Annotated in this window: 20 protein-coding genes; 13 read left to right on the top strand and 7 right to left on the bottom strand. The window is 68.3% G+C overall.

Features of this window, described 5'->3' with window-relative positions; translation table 11 throughout:
• Positions 1–25 precede the first annotated feature (25 nt).
• The gene (locus AB0O89_RS06695; protein ID WP_363495408.1) at positions 26–823 is read left to right on the top strand and encodes a sulfite exporter TauE/SafE family protein; all 798 of its coding nucleotides are present in this window, start codon (positions 26–28) and stop codon (positions 821–823) included.
• A gap of 18 nt (positions 824–841) precedes the next feature.
• Here the strand turns inward: AB0O89_RS06695 and AB0O89_RS06700 are convergent, their stop codons facing one another.
• On the bottom strand, positions 842–3,715 hold the full coding sequence (locus AB0O89_RS06700; protein ID WP_363495411.1) for an aminotransferase: 2,874 nt from the start codon (positions 3,713–3,715) through the stop codon (positions 842–844).
• A gap of 31 nt (positions 3,716–3,746) precedes the next feature.
• Between AB0O89_RS06700 and AB0O89_RS06705 the strand changes: the two genes are divergently transcribed.
• On the top strand, positions 3,747–4,460 hold the full coding sequence (locus AB0O89_RS06705) for a hypothetical protein (protein WP_300590924.1): 714 nt from the start codon (positions 3,747–3,749) through the stop codon (positions 4,458–4,460).
• Here AB0O89_RS06705 and AB0O89_RS06710 read toward each other — a convergent pair.
• Both AB0O89_RS06710 and AB0O89_RS06715 read right to left on the bottom strand, forming a co-directional pair.
• Positions 4,446–5,756 (bottom strand): glycosyltransferase, encoded by a 1,311-nt coding sequence (locus AB0O89_RS06710; RefSeq protein WP_363495414.1) that lies wholly within the window; start codon positions 5,754–5,756, stop codon positions 4,446–4,448. The two genes, AB0O89_RS06705 and AB0O89_RS06710, sit on opposite strands and share 15 nt — an antisense overlap.
• A complete protein-coding gene (locus tag AB0O89_RS06715) occupies positions 5,753–7,906 on the bottom strand; it encodes a glycosyltransferase (RefSeq protein ID WP_363495417.1) in 2,154 nt (717 codons plus the stop codon). Before AB0O89_RS06715 ends, AB0O89_RS06710 begins: the two co-directional genes overlap by 4 nt.
• Positions 7,907–8,055: 149 nt before the next feature.
• Between AB0O89_RS06715 and AB0O89_RS06720 the strand changes: the two genes are divergently transcribed.
• From AB0O89_RS06720 to AB0O89_RS06735, 4 genes are read left to right on the top strand one after another with little or no spacing between them, the layout of a single operon-like run.
• A complete protein-coding gene (locus AB0O89_RS06720; RefSeq protein WP_363495420.1) occupies positions 8,056–9,249 on the top strand; it encodes a polysaccharide pyruvyl transferase family protein in 1,194 nt (397 codons plus the stop codon).
• 52 nt (positions 9,250–9,301) lie between these two features.
• Positions 9,302–9,751 (top strand): MaoC family dehydratase N-terminal domain-containing protein, encoded by a 450-nt coding sequence (locus tag AB0O89_RS06725; protein ID WP_363495423.1) that lies wholly within the window; start codon positions 9,302–9,304, stop codon positions 9,749–9,751.
• Positions 9,748–10,173, top strand: coding sequence for a MaoC/PaaZ C-terminal domain-containing protein (locus AB0O89_RS06730; protein WP_363495426.1), 426 nt, complete (start codon positions 9,748–9,750; stop codon positions 10,171–10,173). The genes AB0O89_RS06725 and AB0O89_RS06730 overlap by 4 nt, the downstream gene beginning before the upstream one ends.
• Positions 10,173–11,324 carry a UDP-N-acetylmuramate dehydrogenase gene (locus tag AB0O89_RS06735; RefSeq protein WP_363495429.1) on the top strand — a complete coding sequence of 384 codons (1,152 nt, stop codon included), beginning with the start codon at positions 10,173–10,175 and terminating at the stop codon, positions 11,322–11,324. Before AB0O89_RS06730 ends, AB0O89_RS06735 begins: the two co-directional genes overlap by 1 nt.
• Positions 11,325–11,498: 174 nt before the next feature.
• On the opposite strand, the gene AB0O89_RS06740 is transcribed toward AB0O89_RS06735, so the two are convergent.
• Entirely contained in the window at positions 11,499–12,698 is a 1,200-nt protein-coding gene (locus tag AB0O89_RS06740) for a pyridoxal phosphate-dependent aminotransferase (protein ID WP_363495432.1), read from the bottom strand.
• 146 nt (positions 12,699–12,844) lie between these two features.
• Here AB0O89_RS06740 and AB0O89_RS06745 point away from each other — a divergent pair, with 146 nt between their 5' ends.
• The 5 genes from AB0O89_RS06745 (at position 12,845) to AB0O89_RS06765 (ending at position 18,237) form a co-directional block, all read left to right on the top strand.
• Positions 12,845–13,762, top strand: coding sequence for an ABC transporter ATP-binding protein (locus AB0O89_RS06745; protein WP_363495435.1), 918 nt, complete (start codon positions 12,845–12,847; stop codon positions 13,760–13,762).
• On the top strand, positions 13,759–14,607 hold the full coding sequence (locus AB0O89_RS06750; RefSeq protein ID WP_341579938.1) for an ABC transporter permease: 849 nt from the start codon (positions 13,759–13,761) through the stop codon (positions 14,605–14,607). The genes AB0O89_RS06745 and AB0O89_RS06750 overlap by 4 nt, the downstream gene beginning before the upstream one ends.
• A 39-nt stretch (positions 14,608–14,646) precedes the next feature.
• Positions 14,647–15,810: a sensor histidine kinase gene (locus AB0O89_RS06755; RefSeq protein WP_363495439.1), complete on the top strand. Its 1,164-nt coding sequence runs from the start codon at positions 14,647–14,649 to the stop codon at positions 15,808–15,810.
• A complete protein-coding gene (locus tag AB0O89_RS06760; protein WP_363495442.1) occupies positions 15,807–16,430 on the top strand; it encodes a response regulator transcription factor in 624 nt (207 codons plus the stop codon). Before AB0O89_RS06755 ends, AB0O89_RS06760 begins: the two co-directional genes overlap by 4 nt.
• A gap of 85 nt (positions 16,431–16,515) precedes the next feature.
• On the top strand, positions 16,516–18,237 hold the full coding sequence (locus AB0O89_RS06765) for an acyl-CoA dehydrogenase (RefSeq protein WP_363495445.1): 1,722 nt from the start codon (positions 16,516–16,518) through the stop codon (positions 18,235–18,237).
• A gap of 17 nt (positions 18,238–18,254) precedes the next feature.
• On the opposite strand, the gene hypB is transcribed toward AB0O89_RS06765, so the two are convergent.
• The 3 genes from hypB to AB0O89_RS06780 form a co-directional block, all read right to left on the bottom strand.
• The gene (hypB, locus tag AB0O89_RS06770) at positions 18,255–19,088 is read right to left on the bottom strand and encodes a hydrogenase nickel incorporation protein HypB (RefSeq protein WP_363495448.1); all 834 of its coding nucleotides are present in this window, start codon (positions 19,086–19,088) and stop codon (positions 18,255–18,257) included.
• Positions 19,063–19,443, bottom strand: coding sequence for a hydrogenase maturation nickel metallochaperone HypA (locus AB0O89_RS06775; protein WP_363495451.1), 381 nt, complete (start codon positions 19,441–19,443; stop codon positions 19,063–19,065). The genes hypB and AB0O89_RS06775 overlap by 26 nt, the downstream gene beginning before the upstream one ends.
• 77 nt (positions 19,444–19,520) lie before the next feature.
• The gene (locus AB0O89_RS06780) at positions 19,521–20,507 is read right to left on the bottom strand and encodes an AraC family transcriptional regulator (protein WP_363495454.1); all 987 of its coding nucleotides are present in this window, start codon (positions 20,505–20,507) and stop codon (positions 19,521–19,523) included.
• 123 nt (positions 20,508–20,630) lie between these two features.
• Here AB0O89_RS06780 and AB0O89_RS06785 point away from each other — a divergent pair, with 123 nt between their 5' ends.
• A complete protein-coding gene (locus tag AB0O89_RS06785) occupies positions 20,631–21,233 on the top strand; it encodes a DUF1641 domain-containing protein (RefSeq protein WP_363495457.1) in 603 nt (200 codons plus the stop codon).
• On the top strand, positions 21,230–22,201 hold the full coding sequence (locus tag AB0O89_RS06790) for a hydrogenase (RefSeq protein WP_363495460.1): 972 nt from the start codon (positions 21,230–21,232) through the stop codon (positions 22,199–22,201). Before AB0O89_RS06785 ends, AB0O89_RS06790 begins: the two co-directional genes overlap by 4 nt.
• Positions 22,202–22,203: the final 2 nt, after the last annotated feature.

Raw genomic sequence — 22,203 nt, forward strand, 5'->3', positions numbered from 1 at the left:
TTCCGGCGCCGACGAGAGCGAGCACATGACCACCACACCCCAGCCGCGCACCGCGCGCTTCTACATCGTCGCGATTCTGGTGGGTTTGGCTGCGGGCCTGTTGTCGGGTCTGTTCGGCGTCGGTGGCGGCACGGTCATCGTGCCCGCACTGGTCTTCTTTCTGGGGTTCGATCAGCGACTCGCTGCCGGCACTTCGCTCGCGGCGATCGTTCCGACGGCAACGGTCGGTGTGGTCTCCTATGCGATGACCGGCTCTGTGGCGTGGATCGCCGCGATCATCCTCGCCGCTGGGGCGATCATCGGTGCTCAGATCGGCACGTGGCTGCTGCACCGACTTCCTCTTCCGGTGCTGCGCTGGGGCTTTGTCGGGTTCCTCGTGCTCGTGATCATCAGCCTGTACCTCGTGATCCCCTCGCGGGACGCAGAGATCGAGTACACGATCCTCTCGGTCATCGGCCTCATCGTGCTGGGCCTGGTCACCGGCATCCTGGCGGGCCTTCTCGGTGTCGGCGGGGGCATTGTGGTCGTTCCCGTGCTCATGATCCTGTTCGGGGCGAGCGACCTCGAAGCCAAGGGCACCTCTCTGCTGATGATGATCCCCACGGCCATTTCTGGAACCGTCGGAAACATCCGGCGCAAGAACGTCGACCTGCCCGCGGCCATTGCCATCGGTGTCGCAGCGTGCACGACGACCGCGCTCGGCGCCTGGATCGCGACGCTGGTCGATCCGTTCGTCGGCAACGTGCTGTTCTCGATCTTCATCGCCTTCATCGCGGTGCAGATGGCGCTGCGGGCGATTCGCGCTCAGCGCTCCAGTTCCTGAGCGGCCGGATGCCGAGCGTCACCAGCCCGTGGTGAGAACCCGGTCGAGCGAATCGACGAAATAGTCAACCGACTCGAGTGACACGCACAGTGGGGGTTTGATCTTCAGCACGTTCAGGTAGTCACCGGTGGGCTGCATGATCACCCCGAGCGTGAGCAGTCTGTCGCAGATTGCCGCGGTCTCGTCGGTCGCCGGCTCCAGGGTGATGCGGTCACGCACGAACTCGACGCCGAGATACAGGCCCGCGCCGTGCACTGCTCCCACGATCGGGTGGGACTCAGCCAGGCGTTCCAGACGTCGCTTCAGATGCGCTCCGACGACCCGCGCGTTCTGTTGCAGACCCTCCTGCTCGATGACATCGAGAACAGCCAGGCCGATCGCCGCCGAGACCGGTGAGCCGCCGGTCGATGAGAAGAAGTACCCCTGGGTGCGGTACCGATCGGCGATCTCCCGGCGGGTGATGACGGCGCCGATGGGGTGGCCTGCGCCGATCGACTTCGCGACCGCAACGATATCGGGCACGACCCGCTGCTGCTCGAACCCCCAGAACCATTCGCCGAGCCGGCCGAAGCCCACCTGCACCTCGTCGGCGATGGCGAGGCCACCGTGTCGGCGAATAGCTTCGTAGACCTGCGCGAGATACCCCGGCGGTAGCGCGACACCCCCGGCGTTTCCGAAGAAGGTCTCGCAGATGAGCCCGGCGGGAGCGCGTCCGGATGCGGCGAGGTGATCGATCACCGCAACGGCTTCCGGTCCGTACCGCTCGGCCTCGTCGCCGCGATACGTGCCGCGGTAGGGATTGGCGGCGGCCACGGTATGCACCCACTCCGGGCGCGTGGCCAGCGCGTTCGGGTTGTCGGCGATCGACGTCGACACGGCATCGCTCGCGAAGGTCCACCCGTGGTAGGCCTCGCGCATCGCGACGATGTCGGTGCGGCCCGTGGATGCCATCGCCAGTCGAAGAGCGAGATCCGCTGCCTCCGAGCCCGAGTTGACGAAGAAGACTGTGTCGAGCTCCGCGGGCAGCGTCTGAGCGATGCGCTCGGCGTACTCGGTGATCACGCCGTAGTGGAAGCGAGAGTTCGTGTTGAGCAGGTTGAGCTGTCGGGTTGCCGCATCCGCGACGCGGGGATGCGCATGTCCCACCGAAGCGACGTTGTTGACCATGTCGAGGTAGACCCGACCGTCGACGTCGATCAGATACTCCCGCCATCCGCGCTCGATCCTCGGTGGCGTGTCGTAATAGTGCTCCTGAACCTCTGCCAGGACTCCGTGGCGACGAGCGAGAATATCGTCCCCGCGCGGGAGCGCCGGCGCCATCCCGAGCGCGTTGGAAATATCGCCGGTCACGTCGCGCCAGGCCTCGGCGAGGGCCGCGGATACCCGCGGAGGTGGGAGTTCGTCCCCCGCCGCGTGGCGTTGCACGAACAGGCGCGTGCGTGCCGGAAGCGCAGCATCCGAGCCGTCGGGAACGCCGGTGATCGTGACGACCTCGTCGCCGCAACGCCAGGTGAGCGTCCCGGCGCCGCCTGTCCACTCGCCATCGTCTCGACCGAGCGCGAGCGGCTCGGCCAGCCAGAGCGTCGTGCCGGTGGGGATTGTCGCCGGCGCCGTCGGGGTTCGAAGCGGCGCCCCGCTCAGCATCGAATGCCACGCAGGAACGACGACCGCGCCGGCGCCGGCATCCAGCGTGCTCAGCGCCGCCCGGTCGAGCGCCTCCGGGTCGAGCCAGACGCCCCGATCGTTCACGGGTGAGACGGTGCCGGCATCGAGAACGACAGCCTCAGCCGGGAGCGTGACCACGGGAGCGCCCTCCCATGCCCGGGTCGGCGCGGAGCTGTCGGGATCCAGCGCCCTACGTATCGCCGCAGTCATGACGGATGCCGGCACCGAGGTTGCCACATCGAAGATCCGGCGCTCACGATCGAGCGCGTCAGCCGCGTAGTCGTTCGCGTCGTCGAGGCGCACCTGGGCGCGCCCGCTCAGCACGAGAGTCGCTCCGCGCACGATGATGAGTGGCCACAGCGCCGTGATCTCGTCGTCGGTGAGGGGGCACCGTGCGTGGAAGGCACGAATCGCGGGAATGACCGACATCGGTTCTGCGCCATCGTGGTGCAGTACGCAGGATGCCGTGACCGCAATTTCGGCGACGCGCCACGAGCGCATCACGTCGCCGAAGTCGATCACGGCGTCGGGGAGGAGCTCGCCCTCGCCGCGCAGCACGTTGTCGTCAGTGATGTCGAAGTGCCCTACCTGCAGAGGAAGGCGGGATTCGACCCGATCGAGCGCCGCGCTGGCCTCGCTCACCGCCTGATCTATCGCGGCGCGAACCTCGGCATCCGGCTCATCAGGCAGCAGGGCGTCGATGACCCTGCGTGCATGACGCAGATCCCACTGCAGGGTGCGGCTGCTCGCGGGATGCTCGAAGCTTCCGAGTGCGGCGCTGACCCGCCCCGCAAGGTCTCCGAGGCGTTCGATGACAGTGGGGGGAAGGTAGCGCGACCCGGTCAGGGTGTGACCGGAGATGTTCTCCAGCACGCGAGCGTGAATGCGCCCCTGCGAGCTGTCCCACCAGGCCCAGAGAGCCCCCCGAGGTCCCGAGAGGACGCGAGGAACCCGTAGGGAAGGCTCGACCATCGCGACAGCATTCGTCGCCTCATCCTGCATCCGGATTTCGGTCTCGCTGAACACCGGATTGCTGAGCTTGAGGACGCCGAACGGCACGTCGGAGTCTCGCGGGAACAGGCGGAAGTTCTGGTCCTGCTGGCTCCCGAGAGGAATCGCGACGACGTCGATGCCAAAGGCCAGCGTGCAGAGCCTTTCGACCTCGTCGACGCCGAGGGTCGGAGTCGGCAGTTCGACGTGGTCGAAGTAGTTGAACAGTTCGGGCATGGCGTCTCCTTGGCGGCCCCATGATGGTGGAGTGGATTCTCTCACCCCCGACGATGTTCTGCCGCCTGCCCGAATCGTCTTGCCGTGGCGCCCGGCGCCGTCGCGCATCGATGCGTTCGAGCGTGTGGTCGCCTGGTATCGGGAGAATCTCCCCGAGGTGCCGCTGACGACCGTCGACACCGGTGACGTTCCGTTCGTCCTGGCAGCCTGTCGAAACCAGGCGATGGCGGATGCCGACCCCGACGAGGTCGTCGTGATCGGTGATGCCGACACGATCCCCGAGGTTCAGCCGCTGCGCGAGGCGATCCGCGCAGCGGCGACCAGTGGCGTCGTGCACCTTCCGTATACGGAGTACCGGTGGCTCGGCGCGACGGGCTCCGCCGACTATGCGCGGGGCGTGCCGCTACCCGAGTGCACCGTCGAGCAGTTCGTGTCGGGTGCCTGCTCGGGCGTGTACATCGCGACACCGCGCACGTGGGCCCGCCACGGGGGACAGGATGCCGGGTTCCGCGGGTGGGGATTCGAGGATGCCGCCTGGAACCTCGCCCATCACACCCTGCTCGGTGAACCGCCGCGCCGCCACGAGGGTCGGGTGTACGCGCTTCACCACGTCGGCGAGGTCCGTGCCGGCGCGGGCTACGAGGCCAATGCCGCGCGGATGCAGCAGTACCGGGATGCCGCGGGCGACCGAGCCGCGATGGCAGCGCTCGTAGGCCTCGCGGACGAGAGCCTATCGCTCGGCTGACGTCGCGTCGGCGAGCGCCCGGTAGGCCCGCTCGGGGCCCGGACCGGCGAGTTGATCGGCACGGATCGCGGTGAGAGTCCTTCGACCCGCCCAGTCCGGATCCAGGATGGCCACGAGAGCCGACGCGAGATCCTCGGCGCTTGCCGCATTCGGGTCGAGGCTGCGTCCGACATCCTCGCGCTCGATCGCCGCCGCCCCCGCGAACTGGTCGGTCGAAAACGGGAGCACCAGGAGCGGCACGCCAGCTCCGACCGCTTCGGTGACGGAGTTGTTGCCGCCGTGGGTGACGGCAGCTGTGGCGTGATCGAGTAGGCGCACCTGCGGCAGGTACTCGCGCACGAGCCAGCCTTCCGGGATCGTGCCGAGCTCGGCCGGGTCAGTGGCCCCCGTCGAGATCGCTGCGCGGACGCCGACGCGGCGCAGTGCCTCGGCGACGCGCGCGAGCACGTCGCCGCGAACGGATAGGAAGCTGCCGAAGCTGACGTAGACGAACGGTTCATCGACGGCGAGCCATGCTGCCACCGCGTCATCCTCGGGCTCGGTCCGCCGAGTCGAACCGAGAAAGACGTGCGGGGGCAGCGCCCTCCCATCGGTGCGGGCAAGCTCACCGGGATAGTTGTAGAGCACGCGCTCGCCGTGGGTAGCGAATGCATCGTCGACGCCGCGCGATCCGGCATCCAGTCGCTGTGCTACCTCGTTCCACTGCGCCGTGAACCGCGCCGAGACTTCCACGCAGACGTCCCGGAGCGTACGCAGCTCGTCGGGGTCAGGAGAGAAGGATGCCGGCCACGCCGGAGGGAAGCCATAGACCTCACCGGCAACCGGCAGGGCGCTCGGATGGCCGAGCACCACGTCGCCGTAGGGGATGCCTGCCGTATGGAGCGCGAGGCGAGCGCTGAACGCAAGGTGATCGACGAGGATCGCGTCGGGTGCGACATCCTCGATCACCGCGAGGGTTGCCCGGGCACTATCCTCGGGCTGCCACATGAGGTCGGTGAGGCGCTCCCGGGCTTGATAAAGGAGCGTGGGGATCATCCCGCGACGTGTGGCGGCGAAGAACCCCTCCAGAGACGCCGCCTCGTCAGCCTGCTGCTGCGCCGTGCGGATGATTCCCGCGTTGGCGCCGCGACCAAGCGGCAGATCGACCCGCCGATAGCCGAAGCGCTTCACGATGGGATCGGTCGCGGGGCCGGTCGCGACGACGACCTCTTCGCCGCGCTGCTGCCACGCAGTCGCGAGTGTTGCGAGGGGAAGCAGGTGCGAGGCGTAATCGGGACTGACGACCAGCAGCGTCATGCGACGCCCGCCGCCCGCACGAGCTCGGCCTCCTGCTCGGCGACCTGCCGATACACCGGAGCGAGCGCTGCCGCCATGGCCTGGATCGTGAACCTCTCGGCGACCATCGCTCGAGCTCGCTCGGCGATCGCGGGGTCGGCCAGGGCCGCGCGGTCCAGCGCGCGGTGGGTCGCCTCCGCCAGCGCGTGGACATCCCAGGTCGCGGTGAGAAACCCGGTGTCCTGGTCGGCCACATAGGTCGCGGGTCCGCCACCGTCGGGGGCGACGACAACAAGTCCCGTCGCGAGGGCCTCCAGCAGGGCGATGCCGAACTCTTCTTTGATGCTCGCGCACACGTACACCCCGCGCCCGGCCACTCTGCCGGGGATCCCAAGCCGGGCTGCAGCCACCCAGCGGGCTGCGACATCGTTGGGGCGGTGTCCGGCGAGGATGAGGCCGCGTGCCGCGCGCTCGGCGGAGGGAACCGCGACCTCGATGCGGTCGAGCTGCTCGCGCTCATCCAGCGAGGGGTTCTCGAGGTCACCGCCGATGATGAGCAGATTCGCGCGCTCGGACAGCGCGCTGCCGGCCCACGTCTCGGCGAGCGTCGCCATTCCCTTCACGCGGTGCATGCGGCCGACGCTGACGATCAGCGGCAGATCACGCCGATCCGGCGGCAAAGCCCCGACCAGGTCGGCAAGCTCGCGCAGCGCGGGATCGGCATCCGTCGCCCCTCCCGACACGAGGGCGACGGATCGATCGACGACCTCAAGGTCGACACCCTCGGCGACGATCGTGTGCCTTTCGGGGACGCTGTCGATGTCGACGCCGACCAGTGATCGGATGTCGTCGGCAAGGTTCTGGCGCGGGAACAGCACGCTGTGCGAGGCGGAGCCGGCAAGCGAACGCACCAGACTCGTGCGGAACCAGAAGTGCTCGGCGAGGTCGGTGTCGCCGAAGTTCTCGCGCGTGAGGGTTCCCGCCCGGTCGAGTGACTGGATGACCGCGTGGGGGTCGGGTGCGAGGGTGAAGACCGTCGGGATGCCGAGTTCGCGCGCGACGTCGGCGGCGGCGAGCGACCCGACGTCGGCCATCCGCAGGTGCAGCACGTCGATGTGGCCCGCCGCGCGCAGGAGACGACGGATGCCGCGCCGTGCCCGCACACGCAGAGGCCATGCTGCAGCCGACGGCGTGGGGCGCGCCGCGAGCGGAACATGGCCGTAGACGTGCCCCCTGCTCTGGGAGGCGACATCGAGGAGGTCAGCTGTCGCCTGCGAGATCGAGCCGCGCGAGAGTGTCAGCACGCGCTCGACGGCGCCGGGCTCGTGAGTGAGGGCGTCGCCCAGGCGCACCAGGAGGGTGGCAATCCCGCCGTTATCCCCGGCCCCCGCGGCGCTCAGCGACGGGTCGATATCGGCGTGCAGGAAGAGCTGGGCGACGGTGAGTCCGCTCGAGGTGTCGCGGGTGGGGTGAGCGAGAGCCGGCTCGAGGTCGATGACGGCCAACCGTGCGTGGTCAGACAGGGGTCCATCGGCAGTGACAAGGTCCTCGAGCGCACGCCGCACCCCGGGTTCGCCCGAGCGCTGACCCAGCGCCGCGACGGCGGCTTCGCGCACCTCCACGGCTTCTGTGTCGGTGCGGGCAATGGTCAGCAGCGTGCGCGTCGCGGACGACTGGCGTACGAGTCCGAGGGTCTCGACCAGGCGGGCCCGGCCCGCGGCAGCCGTCGCCTCAGTCGATACGGCCAGCACCGACTCCAGCGCGACCGCCAGCACGTCTCCCGCGGCGACCGACCACTTCTCGAGCGTGCGCTGCGCGAGCATCCCGGTGAACCCACCGCGCCCGACCAGCGCGATCAGGCGTGCGATCGCCGAGAACCGCGGCAGCCCCTGGCCGAGCGCCCAGGCTGCGTGTTCGTGGATGAAGGGGCGGGGGTCATCGAGCAGCGAGACCAGGCGCGCCGCTGCCTGCTCGTCGAACATCTCCGACAGGGCGTGCACCGCGGCAATCGCGGCGATGTCGTCGGTTCCGGCCAGGGCTGCCGAGAGCACCCGGAGCGTACGCACGCCCGGATCGCGGCCTGCCTCGAACGCCAGATCGTCGGCAGCACGCAACGCCTCGACGACGGTTGCGGCGCCGGTCACCCGGTCCATCGCTGCCTGAATCCCCATGGCGGTCCTTTCCTCGCGCGTCCCGGCGCCGCCACCCGGACAGGGTGATCGTACTGCCCGAACGCGAACGCTGTGCCACATCCCCTTAGGGTTGACAACGCCACCGATCTGTGGCGTCTTCCCTCGTCCTGGCAATGCTGGAGAAGCCCGTGTCTGTTCTCATCATCGGTGACGTCGGCGTGCTCGATGGCATGTTCCATATCGGCGACGAGGCGATGTTCGAGGTCGCCGTGGGTGAGCTCTCTGAGCGCGGTCTCTCGCCCATCGGGGTGAGCTCGAATCCCCCCGAAACGGCGGCACGCTACGGCATCCCGGCACTTCCGCGGCTCGGGTTCGCGGGGCTCGACCGTGCCGACGCCGCGCGGCGCGCCGACCACCTTCTCGCGGTAGCCGCGGGCTCGGCTGAGCTCTCGCCGGACGACCCGGCAGTCGAGGTCTTCAAGGCGCTCGAGGCGGCGCGGTTGCTCGTCAATGCGGGCGGCGGGAATCTCGCGACCCGCTGGCATAGCCACGTGTTCGAACGCACCACCCTGGCACGCCTGGCTCGTGCACAGGGAGTGCCGGTCGTGGTCACGGGGCAGACCCTCGGCCCCGACCTCGACGCACCCGATGACGCAGTGGTGGCACGGATGCTGCGCGAGGCGGTTCTCGTCGGCGTGCGAGAGCCTGACACTGCCGCTCTCGTCGACTCCTGGGGACTGAGCGCGACCCTGAATGTCGACGACGCATCCTTCCTCGGCCCCGGCCTCGGCACAGAGGGGGAGGCCGGTGAGTCAGCGCCGCGCGGGGGAGTCGTCGTGAGTCTGTCGGGCTGGTTCGCGGGGCGACCAGCCGACCAGGTCGAGCAGCACATTGCCGAGCTCGCGGATGCTGCAGCACGAACCGTCGGGCGTGTCTTGTTCCACGCACACTTCGGGCCGCTCGATCCCGCCGCGCCCGCACGGGGCGACGCAGCGCTGCACGAGAGGATCAGGCAGCGGATGTCGGAGCCCTCGACCGTCATCCCCACCGGAACGTCCCGTGAGGCGGCAGCGCTCGTGCACGGTGCCGACCTGCTCATCACGGGCCGCTATCACCCCGCTGTCTTCGCAGCGCCGGCCGGCACGCCCGTGCTCGCGTTGTCTGCCGACCAGTACACGCGCATCAAACTCGGGGGAGCACTCGGACACTGGGGTCAGACCGGCGTGCTCGATCTCGACGAGCTGCCGGACGCGCCGCGCCGGCTCGAGACGCTTGTCGCCGACACCGCCGCCATTCGTGATGAGGCGGCCGCTCGCCTGCCACGGCTGCGCGCGGCATCCCGGCAGTGGTGGGACCGCGTCGCGGCATCCGCCCGGAATTGACCCGTCGACCGCCGCCCCAGGACGCTTCGCCCTCGCTCGGTAGGATGGGCTGGTGCCTGTGAACCCTGAACTGGTCGGGCGGGACTTCCCGCCGACCGCCCCGTATCTGGTGGGACGAGAGAAGGTCCGGGAGTTCGCGAGAGCTGTGTTCGCTGACGACCCGCAGCACACCGACCCCGACGCTGCCCAGGCGCTCGGATACGCCGATGTCGTTGCCCCGCCGACCTTTGCGATGGTCATTCAAGACCTCACGCTGCAGCAGCTGCTCGCGGAGCCGGACTCCGGAATCGAGCTGCACCGCCTCATCCACGCCGAGCAGCGTTTCGCCTACACGCGTCCGATCGTCGCCGGTGACGAGCTGGTTGCCACCCTCGCCGTCACGCAGGTGCGTCCGTTCGGTAAGGGCGCGATGGTCACGAGCGAAGCCACCATCACGGATGCCGATGACGCACACGTCGTCACGGCCACCTCTGTGCTGCTGGTGGGAGGGGACGACGAATGAGCGCGCACACGATCGACTCTTCCGACCTCGCTGTCGGTGACATTGTGGCCGAGCGCACGGTGCACCTCACCCGCGAGTCCCTCGTGCGCTATGCGGGAGCATCCGGCGACTTCAATCCGATTCACTACCGCGATGACGTCGCGGCATCCGTCGGTCTTCCTGGCGTGCTCGCCCACGGGATGCTGACGATGGGGCTGGCCGCCGAAACCGTCGTGCCCTGGCTCGGCGATGCCGGCCGCATCCTCGAGTACGGCGTCCGCTTCACCCGGCCCGTCGTCGTCGACCCGGATGCCGGAGCCGACGTCGCGGTTCAGGGCAAGGTCTTCGCGCTCGACGAGGATTCCGTGACCATCGAGCTGAGCGTGACCGCCGCCGACACCGCCGTGCTGGGCAAGGCGCGCCTGCGCGCTCGCCGAGGCTGATGCCCGAGATCGCACCCAGGCCGCTGTCGAGCCTGACCACGCTGCGCACCGGGGGCGAGCCCGCCCGGATGTGGGAAGCCCACGATCGGGATGAGCTGATCGCGGCGCTGCGAGACACCTGGGCGACGGGGGAGCCGTGGTTCGTCCTCGGCGGCGGATCGAACCTGTTCGTCGGCGATGAACCCTTCGAGGGCACCGTGATCCGCATCCTGACCCGCGGCATCGAGCGGTTGCCCGCGCCGGCGCCGCAGGTGGCACGGCTACGCATCCAGGCCGGCCACGACTGGGATGATCTCGTTGCGTACACGGTGGCCGAGGGGCTGTCGGGGATCGCCGCGATGTCAGGCATCCCGGGCACTGTCGGTGCGGCTCCCGTGCAGAACGTCGGCGCCTACGGTCAAGAGATCGTGCAGACCCTCGTTGAGGTCGAGTTGATCGACGAGAGCACGGGCGAGGTGTCGACAGTTCCCGCCGCAGAACTGGGGCTTGGCTTCCGCACGTCGGTCCTCAAACATCACCACGGCTCCGAGCCGCTTCGGCGTGCCGTCATCCTGTCGGTCACGCTCGATCTGCTCGAGGTCGGCCCGGCGCCGCGACGGCTGCGCGGCGCGCAGCTCCGGCAGGCCCTGGGCCTGGAAGAGGATGACGCCGTCACCCTGCAGTGGGTGCGCGATCACGTTCTGGCAACGCGCGCCCGCAAGGGCATGGTGCTCGATGACGCCGATCCCGACACGTACAGTGCCGGCTCCTTCTTCCAGAATGCCGTCGTGTCGGCATCCTTCGCACGAACGCTGCCGCCCGAGTGCCCGCGGTGGCCGGTTCGTCCCGACGGCGCCGATGCGACCTCGGAGCCGGTGCGGATCATCCCACTCGACACGTTCGACGGGTACATCCCCCCGGCTGAGGTCGACGACCCGGATGTCAAGGTCAGTGCCGCGTGGCTCATCGAGCATTCCGGCATCCGCAAGGGTTTTCACCTGCCGCGTTCGCGCGCGGCCCTCTCGAGCAAGCACGCGCTGGCGCTGACCAACCACGCGGGCGCGACAGCCGCCGAGATCGCCGAGCTCGCCCGCTTCATCCAGGGGCGGGTGCAGGCCGAGTTCGGACTGATCCTGCAGCCCGAGCCGGTCCTCGTCGGCGTCGACCTGTAGGACCCCAGGTTCCGGCAGCCGGGGCGGCTCATCGGTCCGTCGGTCCGGTCGCAACGGCGCAGGGATTCGCCGACACCCCGGTGTGTCGTGCTTGCGCCCGGGGTGTCGGGAAAGGGATGCGCCGTTGCGACCACGCCGCAGGGGCGGGGATGACCCGCAGGGCTAGTGAACTCGCTAGGAGAACAGCCCCTGCATCCGTCGCACGCCCTCGAGTAGCGCGTCATCGCCGAGCGCGTACGACATCCGGAGGTACCCGCTCGGTCCGAAGGCCTCGCCCGGAACGACTGCCACCTCGATCTCATCGAGGATGAGGTCGGCAAGCTCCAACGAGGTCTCGACGCGCTTGCCGCGCCACTCGCGCCCCAGCAGACCCTGGACGTCGGGGTAGGCGTAGAACGCGCCGAGGGGAGTCGGAACCGTGACCCCGGGAATCTTCGCCAGCTCCTCGACGATGACCCGACGACGGCGGTCGAAGGCCTGTCGCATCTGCTCGGCCTCGTCCTGGGGGCCGGTGAGCGCTGCGATCGCTGCTCGCTGGGCGATGTTGTTGACGTTGCTGGAGAGATGCGACTGCAGGTTGGCCGCGAGCTTCATCGCGTCGGCGGGACCGACCATCCAGCCCACCCGCCATCCCGTCATCGCATACGTCTTCGCGACACCGTTGACCAGGATCGTCTGCCCCGCGAGCTCCGGCACAGCCTGCACGATCGAGACCGCCGTAGCGCCGTCGTAGACCAGGTGCTGATAGATCTCGTCGGTGATGACCCAGATGCCGTGCGCCAGGGCCCACTCGCCGATCGCGCGGGTCTCCTCCTCGGTGTACACCGATCCGGTGGGGTTGGATGGCGAGACGAATACGAGCGTCGTCGTGCGCTCCGTGCGCGCCGCCTCCAGCTGCTCGACAGTCACCTTGTAGTCCTGGTCGGCGCCGGCGAACACCTCGACCGGGATGCCGTCAGCAAGCTGGATCGCTTCGGGGTACGTGGTCCAGTACGGCGCGGGCAGGAGCACCTCGTCGCCCGGGTTCACGACTGCTTGGAAGGCCTGGTAGACGGCCTGCTTGCCGCCGTTGGTCACGATCACCTGGGCGGGCGAGACCTCGATTCCCGAGTCGCTGCGGGTCTTCTCGGCGATCGCCTGCCGCAGATCGGGGAGCCCAGCCGCCGGCGTGTAGCGGAAGTTCTTGGGGTCGCGTAGCGCCTCGGCCGCGGCATCCACGATGAACTGCGGTGTCGCGAAATCCGGTTCTCCCGCCGCGTAGCTGATGACCGGCCGACCCGCAGCCTGGAGCGCCTTTGCCTTCGCGTCGACCTTCAGGGTCGCGGACTCGGCGATAGCGGACAGTTTGCGAGACAGGGGAGCACGTTCGGTCACAGAAACACATCGTAGTCGGGGCAGATGAGCGGCATCCGGATGCCTCGCCAGCCGGGCGGAGGGGGCGCGGCATCCACCGAATGGGGGATGCCGCACCGAACCATCGGCCCCTGTTGCCGCCGCCGCGCCGGCGGCAGGCTGGAGGCATGGAAAACGCTGCCGTGCGGGTGCGGAACCTGCGCAAGACCTACGGATCGCGGGCTGCCGTCGACGACGTGTCGTTCGACATCATCCGCGGTGAGACCTTCGCCCTGCTCGGCCCCAACGGTGCCGGCAAGTCCACCACCGTTGAGATCCTCGAGGGATACCGCCGTCGCACGAGCGGCGACGTGACGGTGCTGGGGGATGATCCCGGGCACGCGGGCTTGGCGTGGAAGGCGCGGCTGGGCATTGTGCTGCAGACGACCGGCCAGGCAGGAGCCTTCACGGTGCGCGAGCAGTTGCGGCAGTTCGCGGGCTACTACCCGCGGCCGCGGGACGTCGAAGAGGTGATTGCGGCAGTAGGACTCGAAGAGAAGGCGAACACGCGCATCTCGAAGCTCTCCGGCGGGCAGCAACGGCGTGTGGATGTCGCGCTCGGGATCATCGGAAACCCCGAACTCCTCTTTCTCGACGAGCCCACCACCGGATTCGACCCGCAGGCTCGCCGGGAGTTCTGGAGTCTCATCCGCAGGCTCCAGGACGAGGGCACCACGATCCTGCTCACGACGCACTACCTCGATGAGGCGGCGCAGTTGGCCGATCGGGTCGCGGTGATTGATCGGGGAACCCTCCAAGCGATCGGGCCGATCGCGACGTTCGGCGGCGAGGACGCCCGGATGCCGCGCGTCACGTGGCGCGAAGGCGGGACGCTGCACACCGAGAGCACCCCCGCGCCCTGGGCTTTTGCCCGGTCACTTGCCGAACGCCTCGGCGGCGAGCCCGACGAGCTCGAGATCCGCCGTCCCACCCTGGAAGACATCTACCTCGGCATGGTGGACCCTGACGCCGCGGCCACCCCGGACGAGGCGGTCGCCCCGGCATCCTCCTCACCCACCTCTGAGATTCCGGAGACACTGTCATGACCGCTCTCACCCTCGCTCCGGCCCGGCTCAGCCCGATGCACGCGGTACGCCACGGCATCCGTCGTATCGGGTTCGAGATCCGCGGCTACACCCGCTCGCCCGAGACGATCTTCTTCACGTTCCTCTTCCCGATCCTGATGCTCGCCCTCTTCAGCACCGTCTTCGGCGGCGACGGCGATCAGAGCTACGGGCAGGGACTGCCAGCCCTCTCGGCAGCACAGATGTACCTTCCGGGCATGCTCGCGGCCGGTGTGCTGCTGTCGGGCCTGCAGAACCTCGCGATCGACATCGCTCTCGAGCGGCACGACGGCACCCTGAAGCGACTCGGCGGGACGCCGCTGTCGCCGGTGAGCTACTTCATCGGCAAGATCGGTCAGGTGCTGGTGACCGGCACGGTGCAGGCAGCCGTCTTGCTCGCGTTCGCGGGGCTCGTGCTGGGCGTGCCGCTGCCGTCCGACGTCGAGTCTTGGCTCACCTTCGCGTGGGTGTTCGTCCTGGGCCTGGCGACCTCGGCGTTCCTCGGAATCGCCATCTCGGCCATCCCCCGCAGCGCCCGGAGTGCCTCGGCCGTCGTCATCCCCGTGGCCCTCGTCCTGCAGTTCATCTCGGGCGTCTACATGTTCTTCTGGCTGCTGCCCGAGTGGCTGCAAAACGTCGCGAACCTCTTCCCGCTGGCGTGGATGGCCAAGGGCATGCGGGCGGTCTTCCTGCCACCGGAGTACGCGACCCTCGAGCAGAGCGGTGCGTGGGACCTCGGCGGTGTCGCGATCGCTCTGCTGATCTGGCTCGTCGTGGGCCTCATCATCAGCCGCCTCACCTTCCGATGGATCCGACGCGACGCGTAGCCTGGGGCGGTTACGCGTGACGCCGGAGAGGGGGCGGTGATGAGTGAATCGCGATGGTGGGATGTCGTCGTCCCGATCGTGGCAGCCGCGATCGTCGCGCCCATCCTGATCCTGTCGGAACTCGACGGTCTCGATCGGATGCTGGTCGCGGCGTCCGCAGCGCTTCTGGTCATCGCCTACTTCGGCTTCGGTCGGCGGCTCCGGCAGCGCAGCAGCACGCCGCTGGCCGTCGTGTTCGTCATCCTCCTGACCATTTCCATCGGAGTCGGCGTTACCGCCGCCCCGTTCATGGCGATGCTGCAGACTCTCGCGTATCCCCTCGTATGGGTCTCGGTCGACACCCGACGAGGGGGCGTTCTCGGATCCATCGCGATCGGTTTCGGTGTCTTCATCGGATTCGTGGCTCACGGCGGTTTCACGATGGAGTCGTTCTGGGAGGGCATCCTCTCCGGGGGGCTGGCCGTCGTCTTTGCGACCGCTCTCGGCCTGTGGATTTCGAGCATCGCCGAGTACGGACAGGAGCGGGCGCGCCTGGTGACGGAGCTGACTGAGGCTCAGTCTCAGGTCGAGGCGCTCAGCCGTGATCGGGGTGCGGCGGAGGAGCGGGAACGGATCGCTCGCGACATCCACGACACGCTCGCTCAGACTCTCGCCGGTCTCGTCCTGTTGAGCGAGCGTGCGGGCAGGCAGGCGCGGGACGGGCGAACGGATGCTGCGACCGAAACGATCGCGACGATCGAGCAGGCTGCACGCGAGGCGCTCGCCGAGTCCCGCGCGCTCGTGGCGCGGATGGCCGCCGTTCCCGCCGATGACGCTCTGGCGGCAGCGATTGAGCGTTTGGCCGCGCGCTTCCGGGCAGAGGTCGGCCTCGCGATCGACGTCGAGGTCGCAGCCGGCGTGGATCTCGATCGCGAGCAGCAGGTCGTGCTGCTGCGCTGTCTGCAAGAAGCTCTCGCGAATGTTCGCAAGCACGCGCGGGCGACCGTGGTATCGGTGACTGTCGCCCCCGACGGTGACGGGATGCGCATGACCGTCCGCGACGATGGAGTCGGCTTCGACCCGTCAGCCGCTCGCACCGGATTCGGTCTGGATGGCATCAGCGACCGCGCGACACTCGCGGGAGGGGACGTCGAGGTTGAATCGGCACCCGGACGCGGCGCGACGCTGACCATCCTGCTCCCACCGGCCGGAGTCGCGGCATGATCCGACTCCTGATCGCCGATGACCATCCCGTCGTGCGCGCGGGCCTTGCCGGCCTCTTTGCCGATGAGGAGGGATTCGAGGTCGTCGGTCAGGCGGCCGACGGCGCCCAGGCGGTCGAGCTGGCAGCACGCGAGAAGCCGGATGTCGTGCTCATGGATCTGCGGATGCCGGTGCTCGACGGTGTTTCGGCGACCGCGAGCATCGTCGCCGCGGGCTCGGATGCGCCGCGCGTGCTCATCCTCACGACGTATGAGAGTGACGATCAGATCCTGGCGGCGATCGAGGCAGGCGCCGCTGGCTACCTCCTCAAAGCCGCTCCGCAAGACGAGATCGTCGCGGGCATCCGCCTGGTCGCGACGGGGCAGACCGCGTTGTCCCCGGCCGTGGCGGCGCGCCTGGTGTCACGGATGCGTGAGCCCGCGGCATCCGTCACCCTCACGCGGCGCGAGGTCGATGTCTTGCGGCTCGTCGCTCGCGGTCGCAGTAACAAGCTCATCGGCACAGACCTTGGCATTGGTGAGTCGACTGTTAAGACCCATCTGCTGAAGATCTTCGACAAGCTCGAGGTTGCCGACCGAACCCACGCCGTGACGGTAGCCATGGAGCGCGGCATCCTTTAGCAGGGCGGGACGGATGCCGCACGCGCGATGAGACGCAGTGTCATCTATGATGAGTCGCAGTCCCACGTTTGAAAGCGAGCTCGTCATGGCTGACACCTCCGCATACGTTCCTCCCGTCGATGACTACGCGTTCCTGTTCGCTGAGGCATTCGGCACCGATCTCGTGGCGCGCGCCACGGAGGGTGCCCTCTCGGCAGAGGATGCCGTTGACGCGCTCTCCGCGGCGGGGGAGCTCGCATCCGAGGTGCTGGCGCCGCTGAACGCATCCGGCGACCGCGAGGGAGTCACGGTCATCGACGGTCAGGCGAAGACGCCAGCCGGGTTCCGCGAGGCCTATCGTGCGATGGTCGAGGCGGGCTGGATCACCGCCGAAGCGCCCGAGTCTGCCGGCGGCGATGGGCTGCCTGCGCTCGTGCAGGCGGGACTCGGCGAGATGTGGAACGCGGCTAACACCGCGTTTGCGCTGTGTAGCGCTCTCAACACCGGCGCGATCCACGCCCTGGATGCCTATGCCTCCGACGACCTGCGTGAGCAATACCTCACGCGGCTCGTCAGCGGCGAGTGGACCGGCACGATGAACCTCACGGAGCCGCAGGCCGGGACCGACCTCGGCGCGATCCGCACCATGGCGACGCCGAACGACGACGGCACGTGGTCGATCAAGGGTCAGAAGATCTTCATCACGTGGGGCGACCACGACGTCGCCGAGAACATCGTCCACCTCGTGCTCGCTCGTACGCCGGATGCCCCCGCGGGCTCGAAGGGGATTTCGTTGTTCGTCGCCCCGAAGTTCCTCCCCGACGCGTCAGGCAACCCGGGGGAACGCAACGCGATCACGACCGTCTCGGTCGAGCACAAGCTCGGCATCCACGGCAGCCCGACCTGCGTCCTCGAGTACGAGGGAGCTACCGGCTTCCTCGTCGGCGAACTGCACGGTGGTCTTGCCGGCATGTTCGTCATGATGAACTCGGCACGTGTCGGCATGGGGCTCCAGGCGACGGGAATCAGCGACCGCGCCTATCAGCGCGCGTACGCGTACGCGCAGGAGCGCCTCCAGGGGCCCGTGCTGGATCGCCCGGCAGGCACCCCGATCGCCGAGCACCCCGACGTCCGTCGCCTCCTGCTGTCGATGGCGAGCGAGATCAGTGCGATGCGCGCCCTCGGCGTCTACGTGGGCGAGCTGTTCGACCGGGCGACGGATGCCGACAGCCTGCGCCTGGCCGAACTGTTCGTCCCGATCTTCAAGGGGTGGACCACCGAAGAGGCCCTGCGAATCACGTCTGACGCGATTCAGGTGCACGGCGGCATGGGCTTCATCGAGGAGTCCGGCGCGCCCCAGCACTACCGCGATGCCCGGATCATGCCGATCTACGAGGGCACCACAGCCATCCAGTCCAACGACCTGATCGGCCGCAAGGTCATCCGAGACGGTGGCACGACCGTGGCTCGGGTTCTGGACGAGGTCTCGGAGGCGATCGCCGCCCTCCAGGCGTTCGATCACCCGGTGGCGGCGCGCGTCGCGGGGCGACTCGAGCGGGCCCGTGCATCCGCTGCGGAGGCGACGGCACAGCTGATCGCGTTCGGGATGACGCGCGACGCCTATGCCGTCAGCGTCCCGTACCTCATGCTCCTGGGTTTCGTTGCCGGTGGACTGATGCACGCGCGGATGGTCGCGGCAACCCTCGCGCACGACGCGCAGACGGATGCCGATGCGCGCCGCATCCGTGAAGCCGACGCCTACGGGGTCTACCACCTGTCACGCGTCGCGGGCCTTGCCGAGGTCGTCGCCGCCGGCGAGATCGCCTGAGGCCTCCCGCGCCGGGTTCAGCCCCGGGCGGGAGCGGTGGCCGACGTGGTGATCTCCGAGATCCAGGAGAACCAGTCGGCGAGGCCGTCGCCTGCCTTCGCGCTCGTGAGGATGATCCGGGCTGTCGGGTTCACGGCACGGACGTTCGCGAGGAACAGGTCGAGGTCGAAGTCGAGGTAGGGCAGGAGGTCGGTCTTGTTGACGACGACCACGTCCACCGACCGGAACATCACCGGGTACTTCAGGGGCTTGTCCTCGCCCTCGGTGACGGAGGCGACCATGGCGCGATGGTGAGCCCCGGTGTCGAACTCTGCGGGGCAGACGAGGTTGCCGACGTTCTCGATCACGACGAGGTCCAGGTTCTCGAGCTCGAGTCCCCGCAGAGCCCGGTCGACCATCGGTGCGTCAAGGTGGCACTCGCCGCCGAACCCGTTTCCGGTGTTCAGCAGCGAGATCTGTGCCCCGTAGCCGTCGAGTCGATCGGCGTCGAGGGCGGTCTCGATGTCGCCCTCCACGATCCCGACGCGCACGCGTCCCTCCAACTCGGCGAGCGTCCGCTCCAGGAGGGTGGTCTTGCCGGCGCCGGGAGAGGACATCAGGTTGATCGAGACGACGGATGCGGCATCCAGAGCGCTGCGGTTGCGATCAGCCGCAGCATCGTTCTCGCTGAAGATCCGCTCCAACACGTCGATGCGTTCGGCGCCCGTCTCGTAGCCGGAGTGATCACCGATGTGGTCGTCGTGCTCGTGATCATGCGGGTGGTCGTGGTCGTCATGCGTGTGCGAATGCCCATCATGGTGGTGATCGTGAGCGTGCACGGTGCCGTCATCGTGGCGGTGAAAGCGACCCATCGGTCTTCCCTTCCTTTTCGCCGACCTCCATTGACCGGACGAGGAATTCCTCCCCAGATCGTACGACCACCGATCCACTTCCGCATGACGCGCAGACGAGGATCGGCACTCCCTCGATCGTCGAGTCTGTGGTGCACTCGCGGCACGTGACGATGGCCGGGATCGAGGTCACCTCGAGCCGAGATCCAGCCAGCGACGACGAGTTCTCGCACACAATGCCCCAGCAGTACACGAGTGTCTCGGGCACCACTTGGCGCAGCTGACCGACATCGAGCTGGATCGAGAGCACGGGGCGGCCCGCGCTCGACCGCTCAGCGATCGCCGCGATCGATCGGCACAACGACAGCTCGTGCATCCGGCCCTCCGACCCCACCGGTGGGGATGCCCTCACCCTAGATCCAATCGGCGCTCCCGCGGAACGCACCCGCGTGCTCAGGCGCCGCGAAGGGTGCGCGAGGGCGATTCTCCGAAGCGGTCGCGGTACTCATTCGCGAACCGGCCGGCGTGGGTAAACCCCCACCGTTGGGCGATCCCCGCCACTGTCGCGCCACGCCTCGGGTCGGCATCCGTCAGATCGATGCGCACCCGCTGCAGTCGCTGGTCGCGAACGTAGCCTGACGGCGTTGTGCCCAGGCGGTCACGGAAGGTCTGCTGCAGATGGCGCGGGGAGACATGCACCGCCTGGGCAAGAGCTGCCAGCGAGAACGGCTCGGCCAGGTGCTGTTCGATGTAAGCCATCGCATCGACCATGAGTCCCGGGGTTGCCTGCCGCCTCAGCGAGGTGGAGTAGTTCGAGGGCTGCAGGAGGAGCAGGGACGCGACCAGGAGGTCGGCGATGCTCTGTCGACCGAGCGGCAGGGACAGCAGCGACGAATCGGTCATGGACTCGGTGCTCAGCAGCTGCACCGCGATGCTCCATCTGATGCTTTCGGGAGAGCTCAGATCGAACAACGGCTCGAATCGCAGTGGTTCGCTGACACGTCGGCCGAGGGTGCGAGCCACGGCGGCTTCCACGGCGTGCCGCTCGAGGCGGACGAGGAGCTGCGGGGAATCGGGCGTCATCTCCAGCCGCACCGCGGCGCGCGGTGAGAGCACGATCGCCTGAACCGTCGTCGTGTGCACCGTGACCCCGTCCACGCGCGCCGTGAGCGCTCCGCCCTGGTTCATGCAGACCGTGACGGCGTCGGTGGCGACGGGGATGTCGATGGTGGTCGGAGTGCCGATATCCAGGTACCCCAGCGAGATCGTGTCGAAGCTTCGCGTGAACAGTGCACCGTCCAGGCTCGCGCGGTTGTCGTGGACGGCGACGGTGCCCTCGCCCAGGAGTTCCCCGAGTTCTGCGGCCAGACGCCGCGGATCGTCAGTACGCACCGACGGGGCACTTGCCAGCGCTGGCGGCGTGCGGAGGGGACGAACCATGTGGCCTCCAGAGGATCGCTCTGAGGATAAACCCTGCGCTTTCCGGATGCTACGCAACACGGGCCGGGTCTACATTCGTGCCAGGGCACCTCGTCGCGGAGTGTCCCGATCGGAGGACGCCGTATGAGCACTGTGCTCTCGCCGGACGACGCGAAGATGATCACCGGTGCCGACATCGAGGCAGAGCGCCTTCGCCAACGGCTCGGCGATCCCGAAACGGTTGCCGCCCTCAATCACCTCCTCGACAATGCGGAACTCGTCGCGGGGCTCCTCGATGTCGTGGGCGGCTTCTTCGCGCACTCCGACAACATCGTCGAGAACGTCGCGACCAGCTACCACGAAGCCGTGGCGATGGTCACCGAGAGTCCGGTCGGAAAGCGCGCCGTTGCGGCGGGCCCCGCCCTCCTGAAGGTCGCCGACCAGGCGATTCCGGTTCTCGAGCACGTCGCTGATGCCGACCTCGTCGAGAAGATCGGGTCCTCGGGCCTGCTTGACCCAGCACTGCTTGATCTGCTGACGCGGCTGGCCGGCGGCGTGAGTCGCGCCACCGAGCAGGCGCAGGCCGAGGCTGAGCAGAAGCCGCCGAGCATCATCGCGATCAGCGGCATGACCCGCGATCCGGACGTCAGGCGAGGGCTTGCCTTCGCGCTGCGGATCGTCAAGGAACTCGGGCGCTCCCTCCGTGAAGAGGGAGAGGCCACCGCAACGGAAGGAGAGCAGGCATGACCAGCGTGCTGTGGTTGCAGGGCGGGGCGTGTTCGGGGAACACGATGTCGTTCCTCAACGCGGATGAGCCGAGCGTTGTCGATCTCATCGTCGACTTCGGGCTCGAGGTGCTTTGGCACCCCACCCTCGGCCTCGAGATGGGCGTCAAGGCCCAGAAGATCTTCAAAGACTGCGCCGAGGGCAAGCGGCCGCTCGACATCTTCGTGTTCGAAGGGACCGTGATCGAAGGCCCCGACGGCACGGGCCGCTTCGACATGTTCGCCGACCGCCCCATGAAGGACTGGGTGACCGAGCTCGCCGAGGCGGCATCCATCGTCGTGGCCATCGGCGACTGCGCGTGCTTCGGTGGGCTTCCCGCCGTCGCACCCAACCCGAGCGACTCGACAGGACTGCAGTTCCACCGCAAGGCCAAGGGTGGATTCCTCGGTGCCGACTGGCGCAGCAAGTCGGGACTTCCCGTCATCAACATCCCCGGCTGCCCCGCCCACCCCGACTGGATCACGCAGATCATCGTTGCGCTGGCCACGGGCCGCGTCGGAGACATCGCACTGGATGACCTGAACAGGCCCCAGACCTTCTTCACCCAGTTCGTGCACAACGGCTGCACCCGCAACACCTTCTTCGAGTTCAAGCAGTCCACGATGAGCTTCGGTGAGGGCACGCGCACCGGATGTCTGTTCTACGAATTCGGATGCCGCGGGCCGATGACCCACGCGCCGTGCAACCGCATCCTGTGGAACCGCCAGTCCTCCAAGACCCGCGCGGGCATGCCGTGCCTCGGGTGCACGGAGCCCGAGTTCCCGTTCGCAGACCTCATGCCGGGCTCCGTCTTCAAGACGCAGCTGATCGCCGGCGCCATCCCGAAGGATCTCCCGCCCGGAGAGGACCACGTCACCTACATGGCCATGGCTGCCGCGGCGCGGATCTCCGCCCCCAAGTGGTCCAAAGAAGACATGTTCGTCGTCTAGCC

Origin of the sequence: Microbacterium sp. NPDC076895 (genome assembly GCF_040687115.1) — a bacterium.
Lineage (GTDB): Bacteria > Actinomycetota > Actinomycetes > Actinomycetales > Microbacteriaceae > Microbacterium.

Bases quoted from the DNA above. Each gene is read 5' to 3' on its own strand.
- AB0O89_RS06785 (WP_363495457.1), top strand. From the start codon at position 20,631: ATGAGCACTGTGCTCTCGCCGGACGACGCGAAGATGATCACCGGTGCC.
- AB0O89_RS06750 (WP_341579938.1), top strand. From the start codon at position 13,759: ATGACCGCTCTCACCCTCGCTCCGGCCCGGCTCAGCCCGATGCACGCG.
- AB0O89_RS06760 (WP_363495442.1), top strand. From the start codon at position 15,807: ATGATCCGACTCCTGATCGCCGATGACCATCCCGTCGTGCGCGCGGGC.
- AB0O89_RS06700 (WP_363495411.1), bottom strand. From the start codon at position 3,715: ATGCCCGAACTGTTCAACTACTTCGACCACGTCGAACTGCCGACTCCG.
- AB0O89_RS06755 (WP_363495439.1), top strand. From the start codon at position 14,647: ATGAGTGAATCGCGATGGTGGGATGTCGTCGTCCCGATCGTGGCAGCC.
- AB0O89_RS06710 (WP_363495414.1), bottom strand. From the start codon at position 5,756: ATGACGCTGCTGGTCGTCAGTCCCGATTACGCCTCGCACCTGCTTCCC.
- AB0O89_RS06695 (WP_363495408.1), top strand. From the start codon at position 26: ATGACCACCACACCCCAGCCGCGCACCGCGCGCTTCTACATCGTCGCG.
- AB0O89_RS06780 (WP_363495454.1), bottom strand. From the start codon at position 20,507: ATGGTTCGTCCCCTCCGCACGCCGCCAGCGCTGGCAAGTGCCCCGTCG.
- hypB (WP_363495448.1), bottom strand. From the start codon at position 19,088: ATGGGTCGCTTTCACCGCCACGATGACGGCACCGTGCACGCTCACGAT.
- AB0O89_RS06775 (WP_363495451.1), bottom strand. From the start codon at position 19,443: ATGCACGAGCTGTCGTTGTGCCGATCGATCGCGGCGATCGCTGAGCGG.
- AB0O89_RS06735 (WP_363495429.1), top strand. From the start codon at position 10,173: ATGCCCGAGATCGCACCCAGGCCGCTGTCGAGCCTGACCACGCTGCGC.
- AB0O89_RS06790 (WP_363495460.1), top strand. From the start codon at position 21,230: ATGACCAGCGTGCTGTGGTTGCAGGGCGGGGCGTGTTCGGGGAACACG.
- AB0O89_RS06715 (WP_363495417.1), bottom strand. From the start codon at position 7,906: ATGGGGATTCAGGCAGCGATGGACCGGGTGACCGGCGCCGCAACCGTC.
- AB0O89_RS06730 (WP_363495426.1), top strand. From the start codon at position 9,748: ATGAGCGCGCACACGATCGACTCTTCCGACCTCGCTGTCGGTGACATT.
- AB0O89_RS06765 (WP_363495445.1), top strand. From the start codon at position 16,516: ATGGCTGACACCTCCGCATACGTTCCTCCCGTCGATGACTACGCGTTC.
- AB0O89_RS06745 (WP_363495435.1), top strand. From the start codon at position 12,845: ATGGAAAACGCTGCCGTGCGGGTGCGGAACCTGCGCAAGACCTACGGA.